General features: G+C 50.2%; 17 protein-coding genes and 1 tRNA gene. 14 read left to right on the forward strand and 4 right to left on the reverse strand.

The genetic code is table 11. The features are described 5' to 3' along the window. The first annotated feature begins 151 nt into the window (after positions 1 to 151). The 9 genes from ubiE to ACUVQO_RS10910 all read left to right on the forward strand — a co-directional run bounded on the left by ubiE (position 152) and on the right by ACUVQO_RS10910 (position 10591). Positions 152 to 859 carry a bifunctional demethylmenaquinone methyltransferase/2-methoxy-6-polyprenyl-1,4-benzoquinol methylase UbiE gene (gene ubiE / locus ACUVQO_RS10870; RefSeq protein ID WP_445925898.1) on the forward strand — a complete coding sequence of 236 codons (708 nt, stop codon included), beginning with the start codon at positions 152 to 154 and terminating at the stop codon, positions 857 to 859. A 112-nt stretch (positions 860 to 971) separates the two neighbouring features. After that, positions 972 to 2201, forward strand: a complete 1230-nt coding sequence (locus ACUVQO_RS10875) for a DUF445 domain-containing protein (protein WP_445925899.1) — start codon at positions 972 to 974, stop codon at positions 2199 to 2201. A 1-nt stretch (position 2202) separates the two neighbouring features. Further along, entirely contained in the window at positions 2203 to 2397 is a 195-nt protein-coding gene (locus ACUVQO_RS10880; RefSeq protein WP_445925900.1) for a hypothetical protein, read from the forward strand. A gap of 154 nt (positions 2398 to 2551) precedes the next feature. Next, the gene (locus ACUVQO_RS10885) at positions 2552 to 3565 is read left to right on the forward strand and encodes a 2-hydroxyacid dehydrogenase (RefSeq protein ID WP_445925901.1); all 1014 of its coding nucleotides are present in this window, start codon (positions 2552 to 2554) and stop codon (positions 3563 to 3565) included. Between the two features lie 81 nt (positions 3566 to 3646). Next, positions 3647 to 4699 carry a glucokinase gene (locus ACUVQO_RS10890; RefSeq protein WP_445925902.1) on the forward strand — a complete coding sequence of 351 codons (1053 nt, stop codon included), beginning with the start codon at positions 3647 to 3649 and terminating at the stop codon, positions 4697 to 4699. Positions 4700 to 4856: 157 nt separating this feature from the next. After that, entirely contained in the window at positions 4857 to 6443 is a 1587-nt protein-coding gene (locus ACUVQO_RS10895; RefSeq protein WP_445925903.1) for a glucose-6-phosphate isomerase, read from the forward strand. 44 nt (positions 6444 to 6487) lie between these two features. Further along, complete coding sequence (locus tag ACUVQO_RS10900; protein WP_445925904.1) at positions 6488 to 8122, forward strand: alpha-D-glucose phosphate-specific phosphoglucomutase; 1635 nt, start codon at positions 6488 to 6490, stop codon at positions 8120 to 8122. 118 nt (positions 8123 to 8240) lie between these two features. Next, positions 8241 to 9263, forward strand: coding sequence for a type I glyceraldehyde-3-phosphate dehydrogenase (gene gap, locus ACUVQO_RS10905; RefSeq protein WP_445925905.1), 1023 nt, complete (start codon positions 8241 to 8243; stop codon positions 9261 to 9263). Between the two features lie 152 nt (positions 9264 to 9415). Further along, positions 9416 to 10591: a transaldolase gene (locus ACUVQO_RS10910; protein WP_445925906.1), complete on the forward strand. Its 1176-nt coding sequence runs from the start codon at positions 9416 to 9418 to the stop codon at positions 10589 to 10591. Between the two features lie 346 nt (positions 10592 to 10937). Here ACUVQO_RS10910 and ACUVQO_RS10915 read toward each other — a convergent pair whose 3' ends face one another. Continuing rightward, positions 10938 to 12095, reverse strand: coding sequence for a ferrochelatase (locus ACUVQO_RS10915; protein ID WP_445925907.1), 1158 nt, complete (start codon positions 12093 to 12095; stop codon positions 10938 to 10940). Positions 12096 to 12204: 109 nt separating this feature from the next. Next, entirely contained in the window at positions 12205 to 12885 is a 681-nt protein-coding gene (locus ACUVQO_RS10920; protein WP_445925908.1) for a metal-binding protein, read from the reverse strand. 110 nt (positions 12886 to 12995) lie between these two features. On the opposite strand from ACUVQO_RS10920, the gene ACUVQO_RS10925 reads away from it, so the two are divergent. From ACUVQO_RS10925 to ACUVQO_RS10940, 4 genes are all read left to right on the forward strand, one after another. Further along, a tRNA-Val gene (locus ACUVQO_RS10925) sits at positions 12996 to 13068 on the forward strand. A 103-nt stretch (positions 13069 to 13171) separates the two neighbouring features. Continuing rightward, a complete protein-coding gene (gene rplI, locus ACUVQO_RS10930) occupies positions 13172 to 13630 on the forward strand; it encodes a 50S ribosomal protein L9 (RefSeq protein WP_445925909.1) in 459 nt (152 codons plus the stop codon). Between the two features lie 323 nt (positions 13631 to 13953). Further along, positions 13954 to 17154, forward strand: coding sequence for a replicative DNA helicase (dnaB, locus tag ACUVQO_RS10935; protein ID WP_445925910.1), 3201 nt, complete (start codon positions 13954 to 13956; stop codon positions 17152 to 17154). Between the two features lie 141 nt (positions 17155 to 17295). After that, positions 17296 to 17643, forward strand: a complete 348-nt coding sequence (locus tag ACUVQO_RS10940) for a DUF4870 domain-containing protein (RefSeq protein ID WP_445925911.1) — start codon at positions 17296 to 17298, stop codon at positions 17641 to 17643. Between the two features lie 277 nt (positions 17644 to 17920). On the opposite strand, the gene ACUVQO_RS10945 is transcribed toward ACUVQO_RS10940, so the two are convergent. Then, complete coding sequence (locus ACUVQO_RS10945; protein WP_445925912.1) at positions 17921 to 18568, reverse strand: hypothetical protein; 648 nt, start codon at positions 18566 to 18568, stop codon at positions 17921 to 17923. A 987-nt stretch (positions 18569 to 19555) separates the two neighbouring features. After that, positions 19556 to 21061 (reverse strand): polysaccharide deacetylase family protein, encoded by a 1506-nt coding sequence (locus ACUVQO_RS10950; RefSeq protein ID WP_445925913.1) that lies wholly within the window; start codon positions 21059 to 21061, stop codon positions 19556 to 19558. A 529-nt stretch (positions 21062 to 21590) separates the two neighbouring features. Between ACUVQO_RS10950 and leuD the strand changes: the two genes are divergently transcribed. Then, entirely contained in the window at positions 21591 to 22190 is a 600-nt protein-coding gene (leuD, locus tag ACUVQO_RS10955) for a 3-isopropylmalate dehydratase small subunit (protein WP_445925914.1), read from the forward strand. Positions 22191 to 22221: the final 31 nt, after the last annotated feature.

Below are 22221 nucleotides of genomic sequence, written 5' to 3' on the forward strand. Positions count from 1 at the left end.
TTGAGGGTTCGGCTATGGACTCGCCAAAAATCCCCGTCTCTTTAGAGCGGGGAGTGTCAATACTTTCTTTCCAAATCTATGATTACTGATCCCGCAATTAGGTACTGTAGTAAAAGCCGATCAGGAAAGTCAATACTCCCTCTCCAAATCTATGATTACTGATCCCGTTACATCTGATTCCGTTCGCGCCTTGTTCGATCGCATTGCTCCGGTTTATGACCAGCTCAACAACTGGCTCAGCTTGGGGCAACATCGCATCTGGAAACGCATGGCGGTAAAGTGGAGTGCAGCTAACCCAGGAGATACCTGCCTGGATGTGTGTTGTGGCAGCGGGGATTTAGCCCAACTCCTGGCAGAACAGGTGGGCAAAACGGGCCACGTCTACGGAGTTGATTTTTCCCCAGAACAATTAGCGATCGCCCGCCAGCGTATGCAAAATCGGTTCACCGAATTGCCGATTACCTGGATCGAAGGGGATGCCCTCAACCTACCTTTTCCTGAGCAATTCTTTGATGCGGCCACAATGGGCTACGGCCTGCGCAACGTCACCGATATCCCCCGTGCTCTGCAAGAAATCCATCGGATACTCAAGCCAGGAAGCAAAGCGGCCATTTTGGACTTCAACCACCCCGATAGCCCACAAGTCCGAGCCTTCCAGCAGTGGTATCTAGGTACAATCGTCGTGCCAACCGCCAAACAGTTTGGTTTAACCAAAGAATATGCCTACATTGCCCCCAGCCTAGATCGGTTCCCTACGCGATCGCAACAAATCACCCTCGCCCAACAGGTAGGGTTTTCCGCCGTCACCCATTACCCTATCGCGGGCGGTACGATGGGAGTGTTAGTCTTAACCAGGTAAGTTTTGAGTTTTAAGTTCTCAGTTTTACGTGGCTCATCGGCCTCATACTATTAACTCAAAACTCAAAACTTTAACTCAAACCTTAAAACTCATAACTTCTCTCGTCCCTCCCTTGGAACTCTCAACTCTCTGGCTATTCATCGCACCGCCTGTGGTTGGTGGCATAATCGGGTATTTTACGAACGACATTGCCATCCGGATGTTGTTTCGTCCCTATAAGCCCTACTACATTGGCGATCGTCGCCTGCCGTTTACACCCGGTCTCATTCCCCGGAACCAAGAACGGTTAGCTAAGCGCATCTCAGACACGATCATGGGATCGTTGCTGACACCAGAGGAATTACAAAATCTAGCCCGTCGCCTGCTGCAAACGGAACGAGTTCAGGGGGCGTTGCTGTGGCTGTTAAAACTGGCGCTAGATCAAGTCCAGGAAGATAAACAAAAGCGGACTGCGAAGGTTGTCGGTAATATCTTGCAGGATTTACTAGGGCAATCTTTACCCCGGTTATTGAAAGTTTTGGCCCGTCGCGAAGATTTTTTAGAAACCCAACTGAATCAGATTTTTGACCAGATCTTACTGGAGTTTCAATTGACGGATGAGCAGGCCACGAAGCTAGCCGACTGGCTCCTGGAAGTGGTTCTGCCGCCCGATACCATTCGCCAGACGTTGATTGACTTTCTTACCGATCGCAATATTCAAACGATTGACGAAGGCTTTCGGGAAAAAACCAGTGGCACCTATTGGGTGATTGCTAACCTGTTTGGCACTCGCAATGCCCTGACTCGTCTGCGTACCTTTTGCCTGGACGAACGGGAAGTTTGCAACGAGCAGATCACAGAATTGATGGTTTCGCTGAACGTGCGGGCGCGATTGCGGGAATGGTTGCACAACCTCTCTCTGCAAAACCTGCCCGTGTCCACGGTGCGTCAACTGCGTAAAACCCTACGGGATACCGTACGAACCTATATTCAGGCGCAGGGAGCCGAGTTTTTGCAAGAATTTGGCAAATCCGTAGATTGGGAAAATTTAGCCAGTGTCCTATTAAGCCGCTTGCGAAACTCCGCAGTCATGAATGAGTCTCTGGAAACGGTGAGCCTGGAATTGGCCCTCATTCTGGAGCGCTATCTGGAGCAGGATCTGGAAAAGATTGTGGCACAGGTGATCCCGATCCTGAGTATTGATCAAGTGATCATCGATCGCGTCAAAGCCACCTCTCCGGCTGATCTAGAAGCGGCGATCAATGGAATTGTAAAAAGCGAATTACAGGCGATCGTCAATCTAGGTGGCATTCTGGGCTTTATCATTGGCCTTCTGCAATCCGCCTCTTTGCTGCTTCGTTAAAGTGAATGACCCGTTTCCTAACTTCAGCCCATCCGTTTTACAGCAAGCCGCCCGCGCTAACCACCCGCCTTCTCCCTTCTGGAACCGTTTGAAGGTGGGAACAATCGCCCTCACCAGCCTGGTGGGCGGGGTCTGGTTCCTGAATTTACCCTATCCGCTGATATTTCTAATTTGCAAGAAGTCTAGTGAGAGTTAATCAAAGCTTAAGCAAATCCTCTGATTAAGGAGATACAATTCAGGACGAGGACGTAAAACGGCTTCTCAAAGCAAAGGGGGCTGGAGTCAACACTTATCGGTGTTACCCAGCGAGGAATGCAAACCACGACTCAAATTAGGAGATGCTTGCACAGATGAGAGTTGCTGTTTTCAGTACCCGACCCTACGATCGCCAATTTTTAGAGGCGGCGAATGCGGCTCATGGTCACGAATTGATTTACCATGAAGCACGATTGCAAGCACACTCAGCGCCGATCGCCAATGGGTGTGAGGCTGTTTGTGTATTCGTCAATGACGCTGTTGATCGACTCGTTTTAGAGATTTTGGCAGCCAGCGGAGTGCGCCTCGTGGCTCTACGATCTACCGGATTCAATAATGTGGACTTGCAGGCGGCAGCAGATCTGAAAATCAAAGTAGTGCGCGTGACGGATTATTCCCCCTATTCCGTAGCAGAACACGCTGTTGGGTTGATTCTAATGCTGAACCGCAAGCTGTACAAGGCATATAACCGGGTGCGAGAAGATAACTTTTCCTTACAGGGACTGATGGGATTTGACATTCATGGCAAGACCGTTGGCGTAATCGGTACCGGTAAAATCGGTCAGTGTTTTGCCCAAATTATGCAAGGATTTGGTAGCCAACTGCTGGGGTACGACGTGCGGCAGAATCCCACGTGCCTGGATCTGGGGATGCGGTATGTCGAGTTACCAGAGTTATTTGCGGCTGCCGATATCATTTCCCTGCATTGTCCACTTTTACCATCCACCCATTATTTGATTAACGCTGAATCTATCAGTCAGATGAAGCCAGGAGTCATGCTGATTAACACCGGTCGGGGTGCGCTGGTGGATACCAGTGCGGTGATTGACGGGATCAAGGCAGGCACAATCGGCTATTTTGGAGCAGATGTGTATGAGGAAGAGGAAAGCCTGTTCTTTGAGGATCTGTCGGATACGGTGATTCAGGACGATATGTTTCAACTGTTACAATCCTTTCCCAATGTCGTGATTACAGCGCATCAGGGATTTTTTACCCGCGAGGCATTTACCACCATTGCCGCAACCACCTTGGAAAATATCACCGAATTTGAGCAGGGGCTGCCCTTAAGTCATGAAGTGCAACCGCCTAAAAAGGTTGCGTCATCCTAAGAATCATGGCTGAGCATTGATTGTTGCAGGGGCGGACGGCCCTTCGCCCCTGCAGAGGCAGAGCTAAATGGAAGGTGGATTATGACAATTTTGTTAGCAGGTGATATTGGCGGCACTAAAACCATCTTGCGGCTCGTAAAGGCCGAATCATCGATCGCCTCTGCCCTACCGACCTTAACTACGCTCCACGAATGCACCTATCCCAGCCAGGACTTTCCCCATCTGATACCAATGGTGCATTGCTTCATGCAGGATGCAAGCACAGTTCTAGGAGAGGCTCCCGTTCCAGAGCGGGCGTGTTTTGGTATCGCTGGCCCTGTGATTGAAGACGTTTCCAGGTTGACGAACTTGGGGTGGCAATTAGAGGCCGAGGATCTACAGCGAGAGTTAAAAATCCTGAAAATCCGATTAATCAACGACTTTGCGGCAATTGGGTATGGAGTGATGGCTCTGCCCCGTAAGGAACTGCACACCCTACAGGCGGGAGAACCTGATCCTCAGGGTGCGATCGCCATCCTGGGAGCGGGAACAGGCTTAGGGCAGGGATATGTGATTCCCCATCAGGGAGGCTTTCGGGTATTTGCCACGGAAGGCGGTCATGTCGATTTTGCCCCCCGATCGGAACTGGAATATCAACTCTTACGCTATTTGAAGGAGCGCCTGGGTTTAACCCGGGTTTCGGTGGAACGAGTGGTTTCGGGTATGGGGATTGTGGGAATTTACCAGTTTTTGCGCGATCGAGGGATAAAAGAGTCACCTGAAGTGTCGCAAATTTACAAGATCTGGCAATCGGAGATGGGCAAAGAACAGAAAACGGTGGATCTGGCCGCGGTCATTTCTCAACATGCGACTGAACAGACAGATTATCTCTGTATGGAGACAATGGATATCTTCATCAGTGCTTACGGATCTGAAGCTGGAAACATGGCTCTGAAATTTTTGCCCTACGGCGGCCTTTTCATTGCAGGCGGGATTGCTGCCAAGAATTTAGCTCTGATGCAGCGGGGACTATTTATGGATGCATTTCGAGCCAAAGGACGAGTCAGTGCAGCCATTGCAGCCATTCCCGTACATATCGTCTTGAATCCCCAGGTGGGTCTTTTGGGATCGGCGTTGTGTGCGGCGCAGATGTAGGAATTGAGGATTGGGGTAGTTGGCCTGAGTTTAACTCATCATGCAAAACTTAAAACTCAACACTTCCTCCGCGGTCAGGTGAAATTATTGTGTGGTTTCAGTACTCTAGGCCAAGAACCTTGTACGGTAAAAACGGTTGCAACCACGGATAACAGTTATGGATTCACAAGCACTCTGGAAACGATATGAAGATTGGCTCTACTACCACGAGGAATTGGGATTGTATCTGGATGTGAGCCGGATGAGGTTTGAAGATTCGCTGGTTGACCGCTTAACGCCGAAGTTTGAGAAAGCCTTCAGAGACATGAAGGAATTGGAAGCTGGAGCGATCGCGAATCCCGATGAGGGTCGCATGGTGGGTCACTACTGGTTACGAGATCCGGATCTGGCTCCGGCTCAGGCCAAGCAGGAAATCACTGATAGCTTGAAGCAGATCGAAACCTTTGTCCAGCAGGTGCATAGCGGCGCGATCGCTCCTCCCGGTGCCCCCAAATTTACCGATATTCTGTCCATTGGCATCGGTGGTTCCGCATTAGGGCCGGAATTTGTAGCTGAGGCACTGGCTCCCATTCATCCGCCCCTGCAGATTCACTTTATTGACAATACGGATCCGGCAGGCATCGATCGCATTTTGGCGCAGTTGAGCGATCGCCTGAACAGCACCTTAGTCATTGTCATCAGTAAATCCGGCGGTACCCCTGAAACTCGCAACGGCATGCTGGAAGTAAAGCACGCCTACGAGCAGCAGGGATTAGACTTTGCCAGACATGCGGTGGCCATCACCATGAAAGGCAGCAAGATGGATCAGGTGAGTCAGTCTGAAGGCTGGCTAGACGTATTTCCGATGTTTGATTGGGTCGGCGGTCGTACTTCAGAACTGTCTGCCGTGGGACTGTTAGCTGCCGCACTGCAAGGAATTGATATTCATGCGATGCTGAAGGGGGCGAAAGAAATGGATCAGGCAACCCGTGTTCCTGATCTCAGGCACAATCCGGCAGCACTCCTGGCTCTTGCCTGGTACTATGCCGGAAATGGCAAGGGCGAAAAGGACATGGTGATCCTGCCGTATAAGGACAGTTTGCTGCTGTTTAGCCGTTACCTGCAACAACTGGTAATGGAGTCTTTGGGCAAGGAAACTGACCTGGATGGTAAGGTCGTCAATCAGGGGATCGCGGTCTACGGCAACAAAGGCTCCACTGATCAGCACGCTTACGTTCAACAACTGCGGGAAGGTGTACCCAACTTCTTCGTCACCTTTATTGAGGTCTTACGAGATCGGGAAGGCCCATCGATCGCCGTAGAACCAGGAATCACCTCTGGAGATTATCTGTCGGGCCTATTGCAGGGCACGCGGCAGGCACTTTATGAAAATCACCGGGACTCGATCACAATCACGATTCCCGAAGTTGCCCCCCGTCATGTGGGTGCGCTGATTGCCCTCTATGAACGGGCCGTTGGGCTGTACGCCTCGTTAATTAACATCAATGCCTATCATCAACCGGGGGTTGAAGCTGGGAAGAAGGCCGCTGCTTCCGTACTGGAATTACAAAATCGAGTGGTAGACACCTTAGAAAAATCGGGTCAATCCATGAGTCTGACTGACCTGGCGACCAAGGTGGGAGCCACGCAGCAAATTGAAATTATGTATAAAATTCTGCGGCACCTGGAGGCCAATGATCGGGGCATTGTGTTGCAGGGCGATCGTGGCAAACCTGCCAGTCTGACTGTATCCCTAACTGCTTAAACTAATAACGGCTACCAGTAGCAAACAAGTTAGAGTTAATCTGCATGACCATTCGTACCGTTTCCACAACTCCCTTTACTGACCAGAAGCCCGGTACTTCTGGCCTGCGAAAATCTGTCCCGGTCTTTCAAAAACCCCATTACCTGGAAAATTTCGTCCAATCCATTTATGACACTCTGAATCCTGCTGCTGGAAAGACGCTGGTTCTGGGAGGGGATGGCCGCTATTACAACCGTCCTGCTATCCAGATCATCCTGAAAATGGCGGCGGCGAATGGGATCGCCCGTGTCAAGGTAGGACAGCACGGGATCCTATCGACTCCGGCTACCTCCTGTGTGATTCGCAAATACCAGACCGATGGCGGGATCATCCTGTCGGCCAGCCATAATCCCGGCGGCCCAGAAGGTGACTTTGGAGTCAAATTCAATACGGCGAACGGTGGTCCCGCTCCCGAAAAAGTCACGGAAGCTATTTTTGCTCGCAGTAAGGAGATTGATCAGTACAAAATTCTGGATGCTCCGGATGTGGATATTGACACCTTGGGCGAATCCAAATTGGGCGACATGACCGTGGAAGTGATCGATTCCGTGACCGATTATCAGGCACTGATGGAATCCTTGTTTGACTTCGATCGCATCCGGGAACTGCTTACCTCTGGCAAATTCCGGATGTGCGTGGACTCGATGCATGCCGTGACTGGCCCCTATGCCCACGCCCTGTTTGAACAACGGCTGGGTGCCCCTGCCGGAACCGTGATGAATGGTACGCCGCTGGAAGATTTTGGCGGTGGCCACCCCGATCCCAATCTGGTGTATGCCCATGACCTGGTGGAAATCCTGTTTGGCAGCAATGCTCCCGATTTTGGCGCAGCTTCCGATGGAGACGGCGATCGCAATATGATCCTGGGTCGCCACTTCTTTGTCACGCCCAGCGATAGCCTCGCCATTCTGGCCGCCAATGCCACCTTAGTTCCCGGCTACAAAGGCGGGATCGCTGGCATTGCCCGTTCCATGCCCACCAGTCAGGCTGCCGATCGAGTGGCCGAAAAATTGGGTGTGGCCTGCTATGAAACCCCCACAGGCTGGAAGTTCTTTGGTAATTTGCTAGATGCAGGCAAAGCTACCCTCTGTGGGGAGGAAAGCTTTGGCACAGGTTCCAATCATGTCCGAGAAAAAGATGGCCTGTGGGCGGTTCTCTTCTGGCTGAATATTCTGGCAGTGCGGCAACAGTCTGTACAGGAGATTGTGCAGGAGCACTGGCAAACCTACGGACGCAATTATTACTCCCGTCATGATTACGAAGGTGTGGCTAGCGATCGTGCTCAAGAACTGGTCGATCGTCTACAATCCCTACTGCCGACCCTGAAAGGTAAATCCTACGGTTCCTATCAGGTCGAGTACAGCGATGACTTTGCCTATGAAGATCCGATCGATGGCAGCATCAGCCGCAATCAGGGAATCCGCATTGGCTTTACCGATGGCTCCCGGATTGTCCTGCGGCTCTCTGGCACAGGTACCCAGGGGGCAACCCTCCGCGTCTACTTCGAGAGTTTTGAACCCAACCCGCAAAAGCAACATCAAGATACCCAACAGGCGCTTGGCGAACTGATTGCGATCGCTGAAAACCTGGCTCACATCCGCCATTACACGGGCATGGATAAACCGACGGTGATTACATAGTATCGGCTAGATGGGGGAGTTGGAGAGATAAGGAAGGTAGGGAAGGGATCTACTAACCCTCTTCCCTTCCCCCCCTCCCCCAGCTTCTTCCATACTCTCTCAACAAAGGAGTTCAATAATGACTGTTAAAGTTGGCATTAATGGCTTTGGCCGCATTGGACGACTGGTAGTTCGCATCGCGATGGATTATCCCGATGTGGAAATTGTCGGGATCAATGATCTGGTTCCAGCCGATAACCTGGCTTACCTGTTCAAATACGACTCTACCCACGGCCCCTTCAAAGGCACAGTTGAAGTTCAGGACAATAGCATTGTCATCAATGGCAAACCGATTCCCTGCCTCGCAGAAAAAGATCCCAGTCAGTTACCCTGGGGCACGCTGGGAGCCGATTATGTAGTGGAATCCACGGGACGGTTTACAGACTATGCCGGGGCAGAGAACCACATTAAGGGAGGAGCCAAACGAGTGATCATTTCTGCTCCTACCAAAGATCCCGACAAAGTTCGCACTTTTGTGATGGGCGTAAATGAGGAGCAGTACGATCCTGCCAAGGATGTGATTCTTTCTAATGCCAGTTGTACCACCAATTGTCTGGCTCCCGTTGCCAAGGTCTTGCAGGATAACTTTGGATTGGCAGAAGGTTTGATGACTACGGTACATGCGATGACCGCAACTCAGCCTACAGTAGACGGCCCCAGTAAAAAAGACTGGCGTGGTGGTCGGGGGGCATCCCAAAATATCATCCCCTCTTCTACCGGAGCCGCTAAAGCCGTTGCCCTGGTACTGCCTGCCCTGAAAGGAAAACTCACTGGAATGGCTTTCCGGGTTGGTACTCCCGATGTCTCTGTGGTTGACCTGACCTTTAAGACAGAGAAGTCCACCTCTTACAAAGACATCTGTGCGGCCATGAAAGCAGCAGCGGAAGGGGATCTCAAAGGCATTCTGGGTTACACCGAAGAAGAAGTGGTGTCGATGGATTTCCGTAGTGATCCTCGCTCCAGCATTTTTGATGCCAAGGCTGGAATTGAACTCAACTCTAACTTTTTCAAAGTCGTATCCTGGTATGACAACGAATGGGGCTACTCTACTCGTGTGGTGGACATGATTGAGTACATGGCGAAAAAAGAAGGGATTTTGTAGTAAGGAAAGTCATTGGTCATTCATCCTTTGTCATTCGTCATTAGTTCTTTAACGTTAGTTCGGCAGACCTCTCCCTGCCAACCTCCCTCTCCAACCCGGAAACGGAACTGATTCTGTCCTTCTGACCCACATTTTCTGGAGAACTCTTCAATATGGCCAAAACCTTACTTGAGCAACTGCGTGAGATGACTATTATTGTGGCCGATACGGGTGACATTCAATCAATCGAAAAATTCAAACCACGAGATGCGACCACCAACCCCTCTCTGATTACTGCAGCCGCTCAAATGCCGGAGTATCAAGAGATTGTGGATGATACCCTGCTGCAAGCCAAAAAAGATGCTGGCTCAGGAGCGAGTACTCAAGATGTACTGACCCTGGCCTTCGATCGCCTTGCCATTTCCTTTGGTAAAAAAATTCTGGCGATTATTCCCCAACGGGTGTCTACCGAAGTGGATGCGCGGCTCTCTTATGACACAGAAGGCACGATCGCCAAAGCCCGCTATCTGATTTCGGAATATGAAAAGGCTGGCATCGAGCGGGAACGAATTTTGATCAAAATTGCTTCCACTTGGGAAGGAATTAAAGCTGCTGAAGTGCTGGAGAAAGAAGGAATTCACTGTAACTTGACGTTGTTGTTTGGCACCCATCAGGCGATCGCCTGTGCGGAAGCTGGGGTCACCCTGATTTCTCCTTTTGTGGGCCGGATTCTCGACTGGTATGTGAAGGAAACGGGTAAGGAGTATTCCAGCGCGGAAGATCCCGGTGTGCAGTCTGTAACCAACATCTACAACTACTACAAAAAATTTGGTTATAAAACTGAAGTCATGGGAGCCAGCTTCCGCAACATTGGCGAGATTACCGAGTTGGCCGGATGTGATCTGTTGACTATTTCTCCTAAACTACTGACCGAGCTGGATTCAACAGAAGGGGATTTGCCACGCAAACTGGATCCCGCCAAAGCTGCCTCGATGGACATTGAGAAAATTCCAATGGACAAAGCGACTTTTGACAGAATGCATGCTGAAAACCGGATGGCTTCTGAAAAATTGGATGAAGGCATTAAAGGTTTCACCAAGGCCCTGGAAACTCTGGAGCAACTGCTGGCCACTCGACTGGCTCGGCTGGAAGCAGGCGAAAACCTCAACCATGCAACGGCTGACATCTTTCACGCCTACGATCTGGATGGCGATGGTTTCATTACCCGCGAAGAGTGGCTGGGCTCGGATGCTGTGTTTGATGCTCTCGATCATGACCATGATGGCAAGCTATCTCCCCAAGATATCGGCACGGGGTTGGGTGCTGTCTTGCAACTGGCCCAGGTCTAGCTCAATAGGAATGTGGTAGAGACGCGATGAACCGTGTCTCTACTAAAATTTCCCTGCAGCATAATACCGCTCTCAGATGTAGCCCACTAGGAGGGGTTGTAAAAAAATGTTTATTGTTTATGCCCTATTTGTGTTTATGCTCTATTTGGGAGGTTAATAGGGGCGATCGTTCCCTTACTACTTCCACCCCTAGCATGGGTGTAGGCATTTCCAGCATTAGCAGACAGCTACTAGGGAGAATGCCAGCAGCGGCTGTCTCCGTATAAGTGATACATTTGCCATACTACCTGTTAGGGAGTCACTTTCGAGAGCAGCACCTTTTCCAGACTTTGAGGTGCTTAAAGGCTTAGTGATGGTGGTGATGTCCATCGTGGTGGTGATGGTGGTGATAGCCGTTGTGGTTGCTATGGGTATGAGGCAGACCAGGATCTACGGCCAGAGCTTGCTCAGATAGTAAGGCTTCAATCTGAGCATCGGCCCACTCTGCTGCCATTTGTAGAAACTCAGGATTGTCGTTGACACACTCCATCTGCACATAAGTGACGTGGGAGTGCTTACGGCGTAACCCTTCGATAATGTGCTCCACATCCAATAGGGTTTCATGGTTCTCAGTGGCAAAACCGATCGGCATAAAGACGATCGCGGTTGCTCCCAACTCAATCAGGTTTTTAGCGGCCAGTTCAGCATTCGGTTGTGTCCACTCAATCAACGGGGTTTGGTGATTCAGCCAGCCAACGGAGATCAGGGGATATTTGTGAATCAGGCGATCGCGCACCAAGTCGTACAACTTCTGACTTTCATCAATCCCGGAGGTGAAGCCTTTCGCCTTGTGAGGACAACCGTGGTTCATCAACACAATGCCAATTTGGGAGGGCAGATAGGCATTTGCCAGTTCAGTGTTGATTTTGTCTTCCACTAACCGGGCCATCAGATTAATGTAGGCGGATTGATTGAAGAAGGAGGGAATGTAGCGCACTCCCTTAATCCAGTGTTCGCCTGCATCCGTCAGTCTCTCCAACGCTTTGTTGACCTGCTCTACAGCAATGCCACTGGTAAAGATGGAATCGACGACTAACAGGGGATAGATCAGTAACTTGTCAAATCCTTCTTCCTTGATTTGCGTCAGCACCTGTTCGGGGAGAAACGGGGCACAGAAGTTAAACGCTTTGAAGACCTTGACGCGATCGCCCCAGCGTTGCTGCAAATGCTGTTCAATGCCCTGTCGCTGCCGTTCAAAAATGGCGTTATGGGGAGAAATAAAGTTACCGTGTTGATGGCCCCATTCATGTAGATCAAAGATGGCTAGCAACTTAGCCAGGGGAGGATAAACCCAGGTGGGAACAGGAGCAAACTTAGCCGTGAGAAGATTTAAGGCCTGCTCGTTGTAATTAGCAAAGTCTTCGTAGCCTTCCACCTCGCCATAGCCCATCAATAGGACAGCTATTTTGTCATGAGAGGTAGATGCATCAGCCGGTTGGCGGATTTTTTCAGGAGTGGCAACCACATTTAATTCCTCAACTGAGAGTCCAACGTCTTTAACTGAAAGTCCAACGTCTTTCTCAGCTTAACATCCCCTCTAGGGGGATACGAGGAATTTTGTGATTGCTCAACAATTATTCTCTATTTGCTTCTCCCCTTTGCATAGGCGGTAAAATTGGCAATTCAACTCTTGGCACAGGATGAGATGCAGACGATGGTACGGATTTAGGTTTAGCAGAGCGGGAAGTGCGGCGGCGAGATGGTGATGATTTCTTGCTCTGCCGGAACTGTTGCTTGTACCAGGAGCTTATCCAATCGCTTAAGGAATGGCTCATCGCTCCTAACTCCAGCCCCAGCATCAGGGCAAATAGTTCTGGGCCATAGCGGAGGAGCGATCGCCCCATTACCTCCCGTCCCAGCGTCCAGTACTGTTGCGCCAAGCGTGTCCACTGGTCAATTTCCCCTGCGACCCCATAGGCGATCGCGCTCACCAGAGTAATCAAACCGACTCCGACCGCCAACCAACTGAACAGGTAAACCAATCGCACGATCGTCCCGACGATCGGCCCGTGGGAGAGAACGGAACGATGCCGCATACTGCGACGATAGGGGAGCCAAATCCAGCGCAGAATGCCCCACCGTTTAAATTGCCGGGAGTAAGTGTCTAAATCTGGCCCAAACATTAGCCCACCAAATAGGAAGCCGCCGGACACCATTAAGGTGAGGCTAGTGCTGCGGGTGCGCTCGAAGGTCAATCCTGCCACTACAGGCAAGCTCCAGAGGGTAATGCTGTCATGGGTTTGGCCGGAGGGCATGGTCAGATAGGGTCGGTTAAGCGAAATTTTTGGCAAAAACTCTTGAAAGAATCCTAGCAGTAGCACAAGACTTCTGTTATAATAACTTCTTGTGCCTAAGGGGGCGAAACGGGCGGTTAGCTCAGTTGGTAGAGCGCCTGCCTTACAAGCAGGATGTCACTGGTTCGAGTCCAGTACTGCCCATCGGTTTGGATTGCCACCCGTTGATCCCGATTTACACGAATTCTGCCTCATAAAGGTGGTAATTCAGCCTGATAAACGTTTACTTAAACTAACGGCGAAGACTATGGCGAAGCGCGTGCAATTGGTTCTCAATAAAGATGTGAGCAAGTTAGGTCGGGCTGGGGATGTGGTCGATGTCGCTCCTGGCTATGCCCGCAATTACTTGATTCCTCAAGGGTTGGCGGTGCATAGCACCCCCGGAATTTTGAAGCAGGTGGAGCGCCGGCGCGAATTAGAGCGGCAACGGTTGGCTGAACTAAAACAACAGGCAGAAGCGGTCAAGAAAGCGATCGAAGCGGTGAAGACGCTCAGCATTGCCAAGCAGGTGGGTGAAAACGAGGCCATCTTTGGCACGGTGACGACTCAAGAAGTGGCAGATGCGATTCTGTCTGCGACCAAGCAAGAGGTCGATCGCCGCAGTATCACCCTGCCCGAGGTGCACAAATTAGGCTCCTATGAGGCTGTGATCAAACTTCACCCCGAACTGACCGCCTCAATTGAAATTCAGGTTGTTCCTGCTTAAGCAGATTGCTATTCATCGTTTAATGATTGCTGGAGTCACCAATCGGGTGGCTCCTTATTTTTTGCGAAATTGGGACAAAATTAATGCCCTTACAATGAGAGAAATATCTGTTAATATAGTACATAAGTATTAAAAATACTCGGGAATCAATACAATTTGGTTTGTTCACTATTCTTAGCGTTTAGTCTTCTAAAGACGCTTACTGAGACACTAAATGTAGTTGAGTAATGGGCGGCTCAACGCTATAGTAGGTAGACTGAACCCACGATCGACTCCGATCTCAACCCATTTCTCCTTTCACTGTTTCCTTGCAGTAGCGCACTATGGTCCAGGAACTGAACTTTCAGGCATACAGCGATCGCCTGCCGCCCCAAAATATTGATGCGGAAGAGGCCATTTTGGGAGGTATTCTCCTGGATCCAGAAGCCATCAGTCGGGTGGCAGATCTGGTGCGCCCGGAAGCATTCTACCTTACCGCTCATCAGGAAATTTACCGGACGATGCTGGCACTGCAGAATCAGGGTCTGCCCACTGACCTGATGAGCGTGATGACCTGGCTGCGCGATCGGGGACTGCTGGATAAAGTGGGCGGACAGACCAAACTGATTCAGTTGATCGATCGCACTGTCAGCGCTGTTAACATCGACCAGTACGCCCAACTGGTGATGGATAAGTACATGCGCCGCAAGTTGATCCAGGTTGGGGGCGAAATTTCTCAACTGGGCTACGATACTTCCAGAGATCTAGAACAGGTGCTGGATCTGGCTGAGCAGAAAATCTTTAATGTGACTCAGGATCGGCCTCAGCAAGGATTGGCGGCAATGGCAGATATTCTCACCCACACCTTCTCCGACATCGAAAGTCGATCGCTGGGCATGGTACTTCCCGGCCTCTCCTGTGGCTACTATGACCTGGATGCCATGACTCAGGGCTTCCAGCGATCGGACTTGATTATTGTGGCAGGGCGGCCCTCAATGGGGAAATGCCTTGCGGCAACAGCAGAAATTTTACTGGCGGATGGCAGTTTAGCAACCATTGAAACCCTTTATCAGCGACAACAGGCGGATTTGCTGACTTTAGGCCAGGATTGGAAGTTTCGCTTAACGCAGCCGTCAGCATTTATTGATGACGGCATCAAGCCCACGTTTCGGGTGACGACTCGCTTAGGGCGAACGATCGAGACCACTCTCACCCATCCCTATCTCACCATCCACGGATGGCAACCCCTGGTAAATCTGCAGGTTGGAGACAAAATTGCGGTTCCCCGGAGACTAGGAGTTTTTGGCAACGAAACGATGCGAGAAGGAGGGGTTAAGTTACTCGGTTATCTCATTGGAGATGGCGGCCTGACTAAATCATCTGCCACTTTTACCAACGTTAATCCAGCCATTCAAGAGGACTTTCAACAAGCTGTCGCTGAATTCCTGGGAGTCAAAGTAAGGGTTAGTGATTTTCAGGGAAGCCGTGCCCCCTCATTCAGGATTAGTCAGGATTTTGAGCAGGCTAGAGCCAATCGGGAGGAGTTTGCTCGACAACTACAGAACGTCATGCAACAGCAATCTCTGTGGTTACAAAACCTGGATCTGTGGATGAAAGATGCTCATGCCAAAACCATTCCAGCGGCTGTTTTCAGACTGAAGCGATCGCAATTAGCACTATTCCTGAATCGGCTATTTGCAACGGATGGTTGGGCGACGATGCTGGCCAGTGGGCAGGCTCAAGTCGGCTACGCAACTGTCAGCCATCGTCTGGCGCAACAAGTGCAACATCTGCTGCTCCGGTTTGGCGTGATTGCATCTTTGAAACAGCGATCGCTGAAATATGGAGATTCACGTCAGCAGGCATGGCAACTGGATATTACCGATGCTCGATCGATTCAAACATTTATTGCAGAGATCGGCATCTTCGGGAAAGAGGCAGCTTTGGCCGGAGTGCAAGCGGCTTTAAGCCAGAAAACTTACCAGACCAATCGTGATCTGATCCCCATTGACATTTGGCAACAGTTGGGCGCGGCCGATCAAAATCAGTTCTGGCAATCGTTGGCACTGCGGGCCAGCATTGCTGAGTATAGCAATAGTCATGTTGGCAAACGGGCACCCATCCGCGATCGCTTATCCGCATTGGCAACAACTCTGCACCATCAACCGCTGCTAGATCTGGCGACGGGTGACATTTATTGGGATGAGATTGTGACGATCGAGGCAACGGGCCAACAGCAGGTTTATGACCTAACCATTCCCGAAACTCATAATTTTGTCGCCAATGACATTTGTGTGCATAACACCAGCTTTGTCATGAACATTGCCCGCAACATTGCCGCATTCTACAAGCTACCTGTAGCGATTTTCAGCCTGGAAATGTCGAAGGAGCAACTGGTACAACGACTGCTGGCGAGTGAAGTCCGGATTGAAAGCGGGCGTTTACGTTCTGGGCGGATCAGTCAGCAAGAATGGGAACCGCTGGGCCATGCTATCAATGCCCTCTCCCAATTGCCGATTTTCATTGATGACACTCCCAATATCAGTGTGAATGAAATGCGATCGAAATCTCGCCGCTTACAAGCTGAACAGGGTGGCGCATTGGGACTGATTCTGCTGGACTATTTGCAATTGATGGAAGGGGGGGGCGATAACCGGGTACAGGAACTGTCGAAGGTGACGCGATCGCTGAAAGCCTTGGCCCGCGAACTCAGTGTGCCTGTGATTGCCCTATCGCAGTTAAGCCGCAGCGTGGAATCGCGCACCAATAAACGTCCCATGATGTCGGACTTACGGGAGTGTGTGACTGGCGATACGCTGGTTGTCTTAGCAACTGGAGAGCGAGTGCCGATTCGGGATTTAGTGGGGCAAACGCCGGAAGTTGTCAGCTTAGACGAATGCGGCAAACTGGTACGAGCGCAGTCTGATATGGTTTGGCACGTTGGCCGCAAACCTGTTTACGAAGTTAAATTAGCCAGTGGCAGAACCATCAAGGCAACAGCCAATCACAGGCTATACGGATTGGAAGGCTGGCGGGAAGTTCAGGATCTAACTGTAGGAGATCGACTGGCCGTAGCGCGTCAGTTACCGGAACCCTTCCAGCGAGAAATCTCTTGTTTGCGAGGTACAGCTTATGGAGGCGCATCCCACTTCAGCTTTGCTCCATCCCAGCAGGTTGTTGCTCACAATGCTGAAATTTTGCACAGCACGGCATTAATGGAAATGGCTATTTCTGATCTGTTTTGGGATGAGATCCAAGCGATCGAGCCACTGGGCGAAGCAGATGTTTATGATTTGACCGTGCCCAAAACCGCGTCTTGGTTAGCAGATGGAATTGTTTCTCATAACTCCGGTGCCATTGAACAGGATGCAGACCTGATTATGATGCTGTATCGGGACGAGTACTATAACCCGGATACCCCCGACCGCGGGATTGCCGAAGTCATCCTAACCAAACATCGAAATGGGCCAACCGGGACAGTGAAGTTGCTATTTGAGTCTCAGTTTACCCAGTTTCGTAACCTGGCTTCTCCAAACCGAATGTAGGAAAGCCAGGGGAATAGGGTGCAGCAGCAAATAAAAGCCATCGGGAATCTCTGCTTTGAGGTTGGTATTTTCCTCCCATGTTCAATAGCATTCTCGCTGTATAGTGGCAATGTAATGAACCTGTTAAATGTGAGGCAAACGATGCAATCTCAAAGCACTGTCGATATTAGCAAACGAAAGCTACTGTCGTCCCTGGCTCACGGGTCAATCTTCTTCAGTGGGTTAGTCGTGTCAATTGGCGTTCCGATCGCGATACTGGCCATTTCCGATGATCCAGTTGTGAAAGAGAACGCTAAGGAAGCGATCAACTTCCACTTCAATGTCTGGTTATACGGTCTGATCCTAGTTCCTCTTTCTTTTATTACCTTTGGGCTGGCAGGTGGTATCTGGTGGTTAGTTCACTGGGGCCTGACTATCTGGGCAATTATTCACTGTCTCAACGTTTCCGAACAGCCGTTCCGTTATCCCTTTATCTTCCGGCCCCTTTAAAAGCCCCCTTTGAAACCTTTAAAGAGGGAATTGCCCCACAGTCGAGCTACCGCAGGGCATAGAGGTACAGTTAAACGCTTATTGCTTCCAGTATGGCCAAATTTTGCAGTAATGGTTGGACAGGCTGTGACGATCGTTCGATTGACCCCTAGATTTCGTCACTTGTATCTAAAACTGTAACTGGATGATTGTTCTTAAACCCTGGGCTTATTTTGAAACTACACTCATGCACTAAACAAACTGGAAAGCTACAAGAGCAGTCGGGGGCGACTGCTTTTTATATGAGAAACACATTTAATAGCCAGCCTGTAATCAAACCTGTGAGGGAAACCAGGGTCAGAATCCAGAAGGCTTGATTACCCGTTAGACCAGCCGTTTGAATGTCAATGCGGGCCAGGGTATCGGCAGCCAGAATAGTCAAGATCTGAAGAAAGACGTGCAACCAGTGGAGGATTACAGCAGCCATTCCGGCGATCGTCACGATCGTTAAAAAGGCCACCGTGTTTGATTTAAACCAGCGACTGACAAAGCTGCTAAAGCTGGTCAGTGGAGAAATGAAGGCCAGCGAGGAAACTAGAATCCAGCCGATCGCTAATAAACCAATATGAACGTTGTGCTGGACGATGATGCTGCAAATAGATACTTTTTGCTCTGCTGCGGACGATGGAGTTACTAAACTTTCCCTGGGTTTAGCAGACTCTGGCAATCCAGGTTCCCCCATGGTGATTTCCGATTTACTGGAGGTAGGAGAATTAGATGGTTTGACTTCCCGAGGCTTTGCCGATTGATACAAATCTGGCGAAAATACCCATTCGCACGCAGACTTCATCCAGGCTGGCTGAGTTGCTAACCCGGCCAAATACGAACCAAAGCCAGCATAGCAAACCAGTAGCAAAACTAACGATACCCAGGGCAGCCGTTTCATAGATGATCCTCGTTCCCACTGTTACATCAGGCCAACTACGTTAGCCAACTGGATGGTAACGGATTATAAACCTTGGTTAGCTAGCACAAACCAGTCTTTGCACCTGTCCCGCAAGTCATCGGTTTCGACCGAAAGCACTCAAGAAACTAGAGTCTGCTGAGTTATTTGTGGGGTGCAGCATCAGTTATGGAAATGGTTAATAAGTACCCATGAGGGTACTTATTAACGATGAAGTAAGTCCGTCACAATCGAAATATCTAAATTCTATAGAGACATATTATGGCAATTGATTTTCGCAGAGTAAATATTACTTTTGACCCAACTAGCGGTCGAGTATAAGCTGAAACAGCTATAGCTGTCTTTAACAGCAGAGTTCTTAGAGCCGACGCCGCCTTGGTGGTGCAGAAAACTCCTGAAACCCCTATAAATCAAGGATTCTCACCGAGACAGCGATCTTGAGTTTTATCGGGCGAACGAACGAGGGCAAGGGGTTTCAGGCGCTGTTTTGGTCGTTCAGGTTATCCATCATGAGACTCAAAAAAGTTTTCTGCACCACTCAGGGTTTTGACGTTCAATTTACTGACGGGGATCATCACGTTTTCCGTCAAACAATTGATGCGAGCGCCAGAACTGTGAACAATAATACCGTTACCGTAGGAGTTCGCTACCTTCTGCGAGATTCTTCGGGAAATATTGATGACCGATACCACGGTCGCGTTGAGGTTTTAGTAATTGCCGAGGTAGCATAACACACACTTTGAGAGATGCGCTGTCTCAAGTACGCCTGCTGTCAGCCTGTCCCTCAATCCATTCATCGAAGAGCCGTTGGAGTTTGAGGAAGGTAGACGGGCAAAAATTACAGTTAAAATTGTATCCCCTGCCAAAATCAATAAACCGCAGCTATTCCTCCCGTTTAGCTTAAAAAGGCAGTTTCTCGTTAATGAAAGCCTTTATTTTAGGTAGACCTTCATAGTGGGAGTTATGCTGCTAGGGCGTTCGGGGATCCTGATAGGTTTGATCCGATCGAGGACTGAGGGCTGGGGTAGGAGGACTGTTAGGAACAGTGGGAGTAGGTGGTAATGATGGGCTCGATGGTAATGATGGGTTCGATGGTAGTGACGGGACAGATGTATCTGTAACCGTTGGAGTATCCGTGCCATCCAGGGGTTGAATTGGCCCCCACTTGGCCTGCATTTGCATCAGTTCAGGAACCGTTACAAACTTGTACCCCTGGCGACGCAGGCTGGAGATGATTTGGGGAAGCGCTTCCACGGTTGCTGTACGATCGCCCCCACCATCATGCATTAACACAATCCCACCAGGCTTAGCATCGCGCAGGGCATTATCGATAATCAACGGGGTTGAGACATAGTAGTCGCTTGTATCTACAGACCACATCGTTACCAGATAGCCCCTTTTCTTAGCGTAATTTACCAACTCGCCGCCCAGATTTCCTCCCGGTGGGCGCATTAAGTGAGTTCTGGCTCCAGTCGCCTGGTAAATCAGCTTAGCGGTATTGCTGAGTTCTTGCAAGGCGGTTGGTTCATCCATATCATCCATTAAGTGTCGCCAGGTGTGATTGCCGATCGCATGACCCGCTACCGCTACCTTTTTGGCAATTTCTGGATTTTCCTGAATTGCCTGTCCCACAAAGTAGAAAGTTGCTTTAATGTTGTTTTGCTTGAGGATATCCAGGATTTGCTCAGTAGTACCTTGCCAGGGACCATCATCAAAAGTTAAGGCAATCACTTTTTCGGCTCCGGCTGGTGGGGTAGCCTGATATACCACCTGCCCCTGGAATTGAGGTGGTACAGTAAAATTCAGATTCTGAGGCAGTTGGGTTTGCTGAGCAACGGGGGTAGCGCTTTGCTGAGGAGAAGCGGCTGGACTGGGCGATTTCTCTGTGTCCTTGGGTGATGTTGCGGCGACACTGGGCTGCTCGGCTGTCTGATGTCCTGTTGCTTCCAGATAGAACATCCAATAACAGAGTAGAAATCCCGCCAGTGCAATCCGGTTAAACAGAAACGATCGCAGCAGTTGGAATTTTTCCCGTTCTGCACTTCTGGGATGGGCCACCCGTCGCGGACGAGCAGCACTACTGGAACGGGCGACACGACCGGGAGCAGCCGAAGCCGCTTTGAGATGGTCATGGGCCGGAGTGGTGATCCGAACCGATTGCCGCCACAGAATATCTTTTTGACCTGTAACCCGTGCCATGATCCGCACATCCCGAATTTCTGCTGAATTCAGTGTCCACAGGCGATAACAAATATGCCGCACCAGATGATGGCGGGCTTTCATGCACATCTCCCGATCGCTGGAACGCTGAAAATTCACCATAATTTTTAACGTTCCGGAGCGAGTTGATTCCGTTTGAATATAAACGCCTTTTGGCCCCAGGATGCTGTTAATCCAATACGCGATCGCCCGAAAATTGCCCTGCCGTGCCAGATCTAAAAGGGATGGCTGATGATAAGTCACTGAATAGGTCATTCCCGCCTCAACAAAGACTATGCAACGAAACTGAGAGAGTAAGTAGATAAGTGCGTTTAACTCCTGATCCTAAATATCATTGGGCATTCGTCATTGGGCATTGGTCAACGCTACGAACCACAAGCCAATCAACCCATGAAGGACAAATGACCAATGACGAGTAACAGGCTGATCCACTTCGCACTGGTTTTGAAGTTGCAAGATGGGGATAACATACACCGTAAGGCATGGTTTTAAGCGCCGAAAGGTCTCAGGAGTATTGACGCAGACTAGGGTAGCCCACCCGTTTAAATTTGAATCAACAATTTTCGGCACTGCATCAAACTTGCAACGAATCTTAAGAAATCTAGTCTTGAGAGCATAATCAGAAACCCTGGCTCCGAAGTCAGGTTCTCGAGTTTGAAGGACACGGTCCAGTTGCGTCTTCTGGATAAAAACCCGATCTCTAGGCGAATTCACCTGGCTCGCCGGGATAGAAGCGATCGTCTCGGCTCTATACTGGAAAAGCCTGAGATTGGGAGAATAGCCTATGGTGAGTGAAGTCAAAGTCGTTGCCGGACGGGGAATTCCGTTGCCAGGAAATGATATCGATACCGATCGCATTATTCCAGCCCGCTTTCTGCGCTGCGTCACCTTTGATGGATTAGGGGAGCAGGTATTTGCCGACGATCGTGCCCACTTACAGGGCCAGCATCCCTTTGATCAGCCGCAATATCAGGGAGCCGAGATCCTGGTTGTGAATAATAACTTTGGCTGTGGTTCCTCAAGGGAACACGCTCCCCAGGCGATCGCTAAGTGGGGCATCCGGGCGATCGTGGGCGAAAGTTTTGCTGAAATCTTCTTTGGGAACTGTCTGGCAATGGGCATTCCCTGTGTTACAGCAGATGCAACAACTATCAAAACCTTGCAGGAGAAACTCGCGGCTGATCCCCAAACGCCTGTGACTGTGAATTTGGAGACGATGCAAGTCCAATGTGGCGATTGGACGGCGGCAATCGCCCTGAAAGAAGGCCCACGCTCCATGCTGGTGGCTGGCACTTGGGATGCCTGTGGTCAGTTAGTAGCGCACGCGGAGCAAATTCGGGCAAAAGCCGTAACGTTGCCGTATGTGCAGTGGAGTCGGAAGTAGAGATGTTTTGCCGAAACGTCTGTACAGAGGG

The organism is Leptodesmis sp. (assembly GCF_052746595.1).

What these genes read in the sequence shown, in the direction of transcription:
- dnaB (WP_445925910.1), top strand. Translation starts at nt 13,954, where the DNA reads ATGGTCCAGGAACTGAACTTTCAGGCATACAGCGATCGCCTGCCGCCC.
- ACUVQO_RS10910 (WP_445925906.1), top strand. Translation starts at nt 9,416, where the DNA reads ATGGCCAAAACCTTACTTGAGCAACTGCGTGAGATGACTATTATTGTG.
- ACUVQO_RS10945 (WP_445925912.1), bottom strand. Translation starts at nt 18,568, where the DNA reads ATGAAACGGCTGCCCTGGGTATCGTTAGTTTTGCTACTGGTTTGCTAT.
- ACUVQO_RS10940 (WP_445925911.1), top strand. Translation starts at nt 17,296, where the DNA reads ATGCAATCTCAAAGCACTGTCGATATTAGCAAACGAAAGCTACTGTCG.
- ACUVQO_RS10920 (WP_445925908.1), bottom strand. Translation starts at nt 12,885, where the DNA reads ATGCCCTCCGGCCAAACCCATGACAGCATTACCCTCTGGAGCTTGCCT.
- ACUVQO_RS10885 (WP_445925901.1), top strand. Translation starts at nt 2,552, where the DNA reads ATGAGAGTTGCTGTTTTCAGTACCCGACCCTACGATCGCCAATTTTTA.
- ubiE (WP_445925898.1), top strand. Translation starts at nt 152, where the DNA reads ATGATTACTGATCCCGTTACATCTGATTCCGTTCGCGCCTTGTTCGAT.
- ACUVQO_RS10950 (WP_445925913.1), bottom strand. Translation starts at nt 21,061, where the DNA reads ATGACCTATTCAGTGACTTATCATCAGCCATCCCTTTTAGATCTGGCA.
- leuD (WP_445925914.1), top strand. Translation starts at nt 21,591, where the DNA reads ATGGTGAGTGAAGTCAAAGTCGTTGCCGGACGGGGAATTCCGTTGCCA.
- rplI (WP_445925909.1), top strand. Translation starts at nt 13,172, where the DNA reads ATGGCGAAGCGCGTGCAATTGGTTCTCAATAAAGATGTGAGCAAGTTA.
- ACUVQO_RS10895 (WP_445925903.1), top strand. Translation starts at nt 4,857, where the DNA reads ATGGATTCACAAGCACTCTGGAAACGATATGAAGATTGGCTCTACTAC.
- ACUVQO_RS10900 (WP_445925904.1), top strand. Translation starts at nt 6,488, where the DNA reads ATGACCATTCGTACCGTTTCCACAACTCCCTTTACTGACCAGAAGCCC.
- gap (WP_445925905.1), top strand. Translation starts at nt 8,241, where the DNA reads ATGACTGTTAAAGTTGGCATTAATGGCTTTGGCCGCATTGGACGACTG.
- ACUVQO_RS10890 (WP_445925902.1), top strand. Translation starts at nt 3,647, where the DNA reads ATGACAATTTTGTTAGCAGGTGATATTGGCGGCACTAAAACCATCTTG.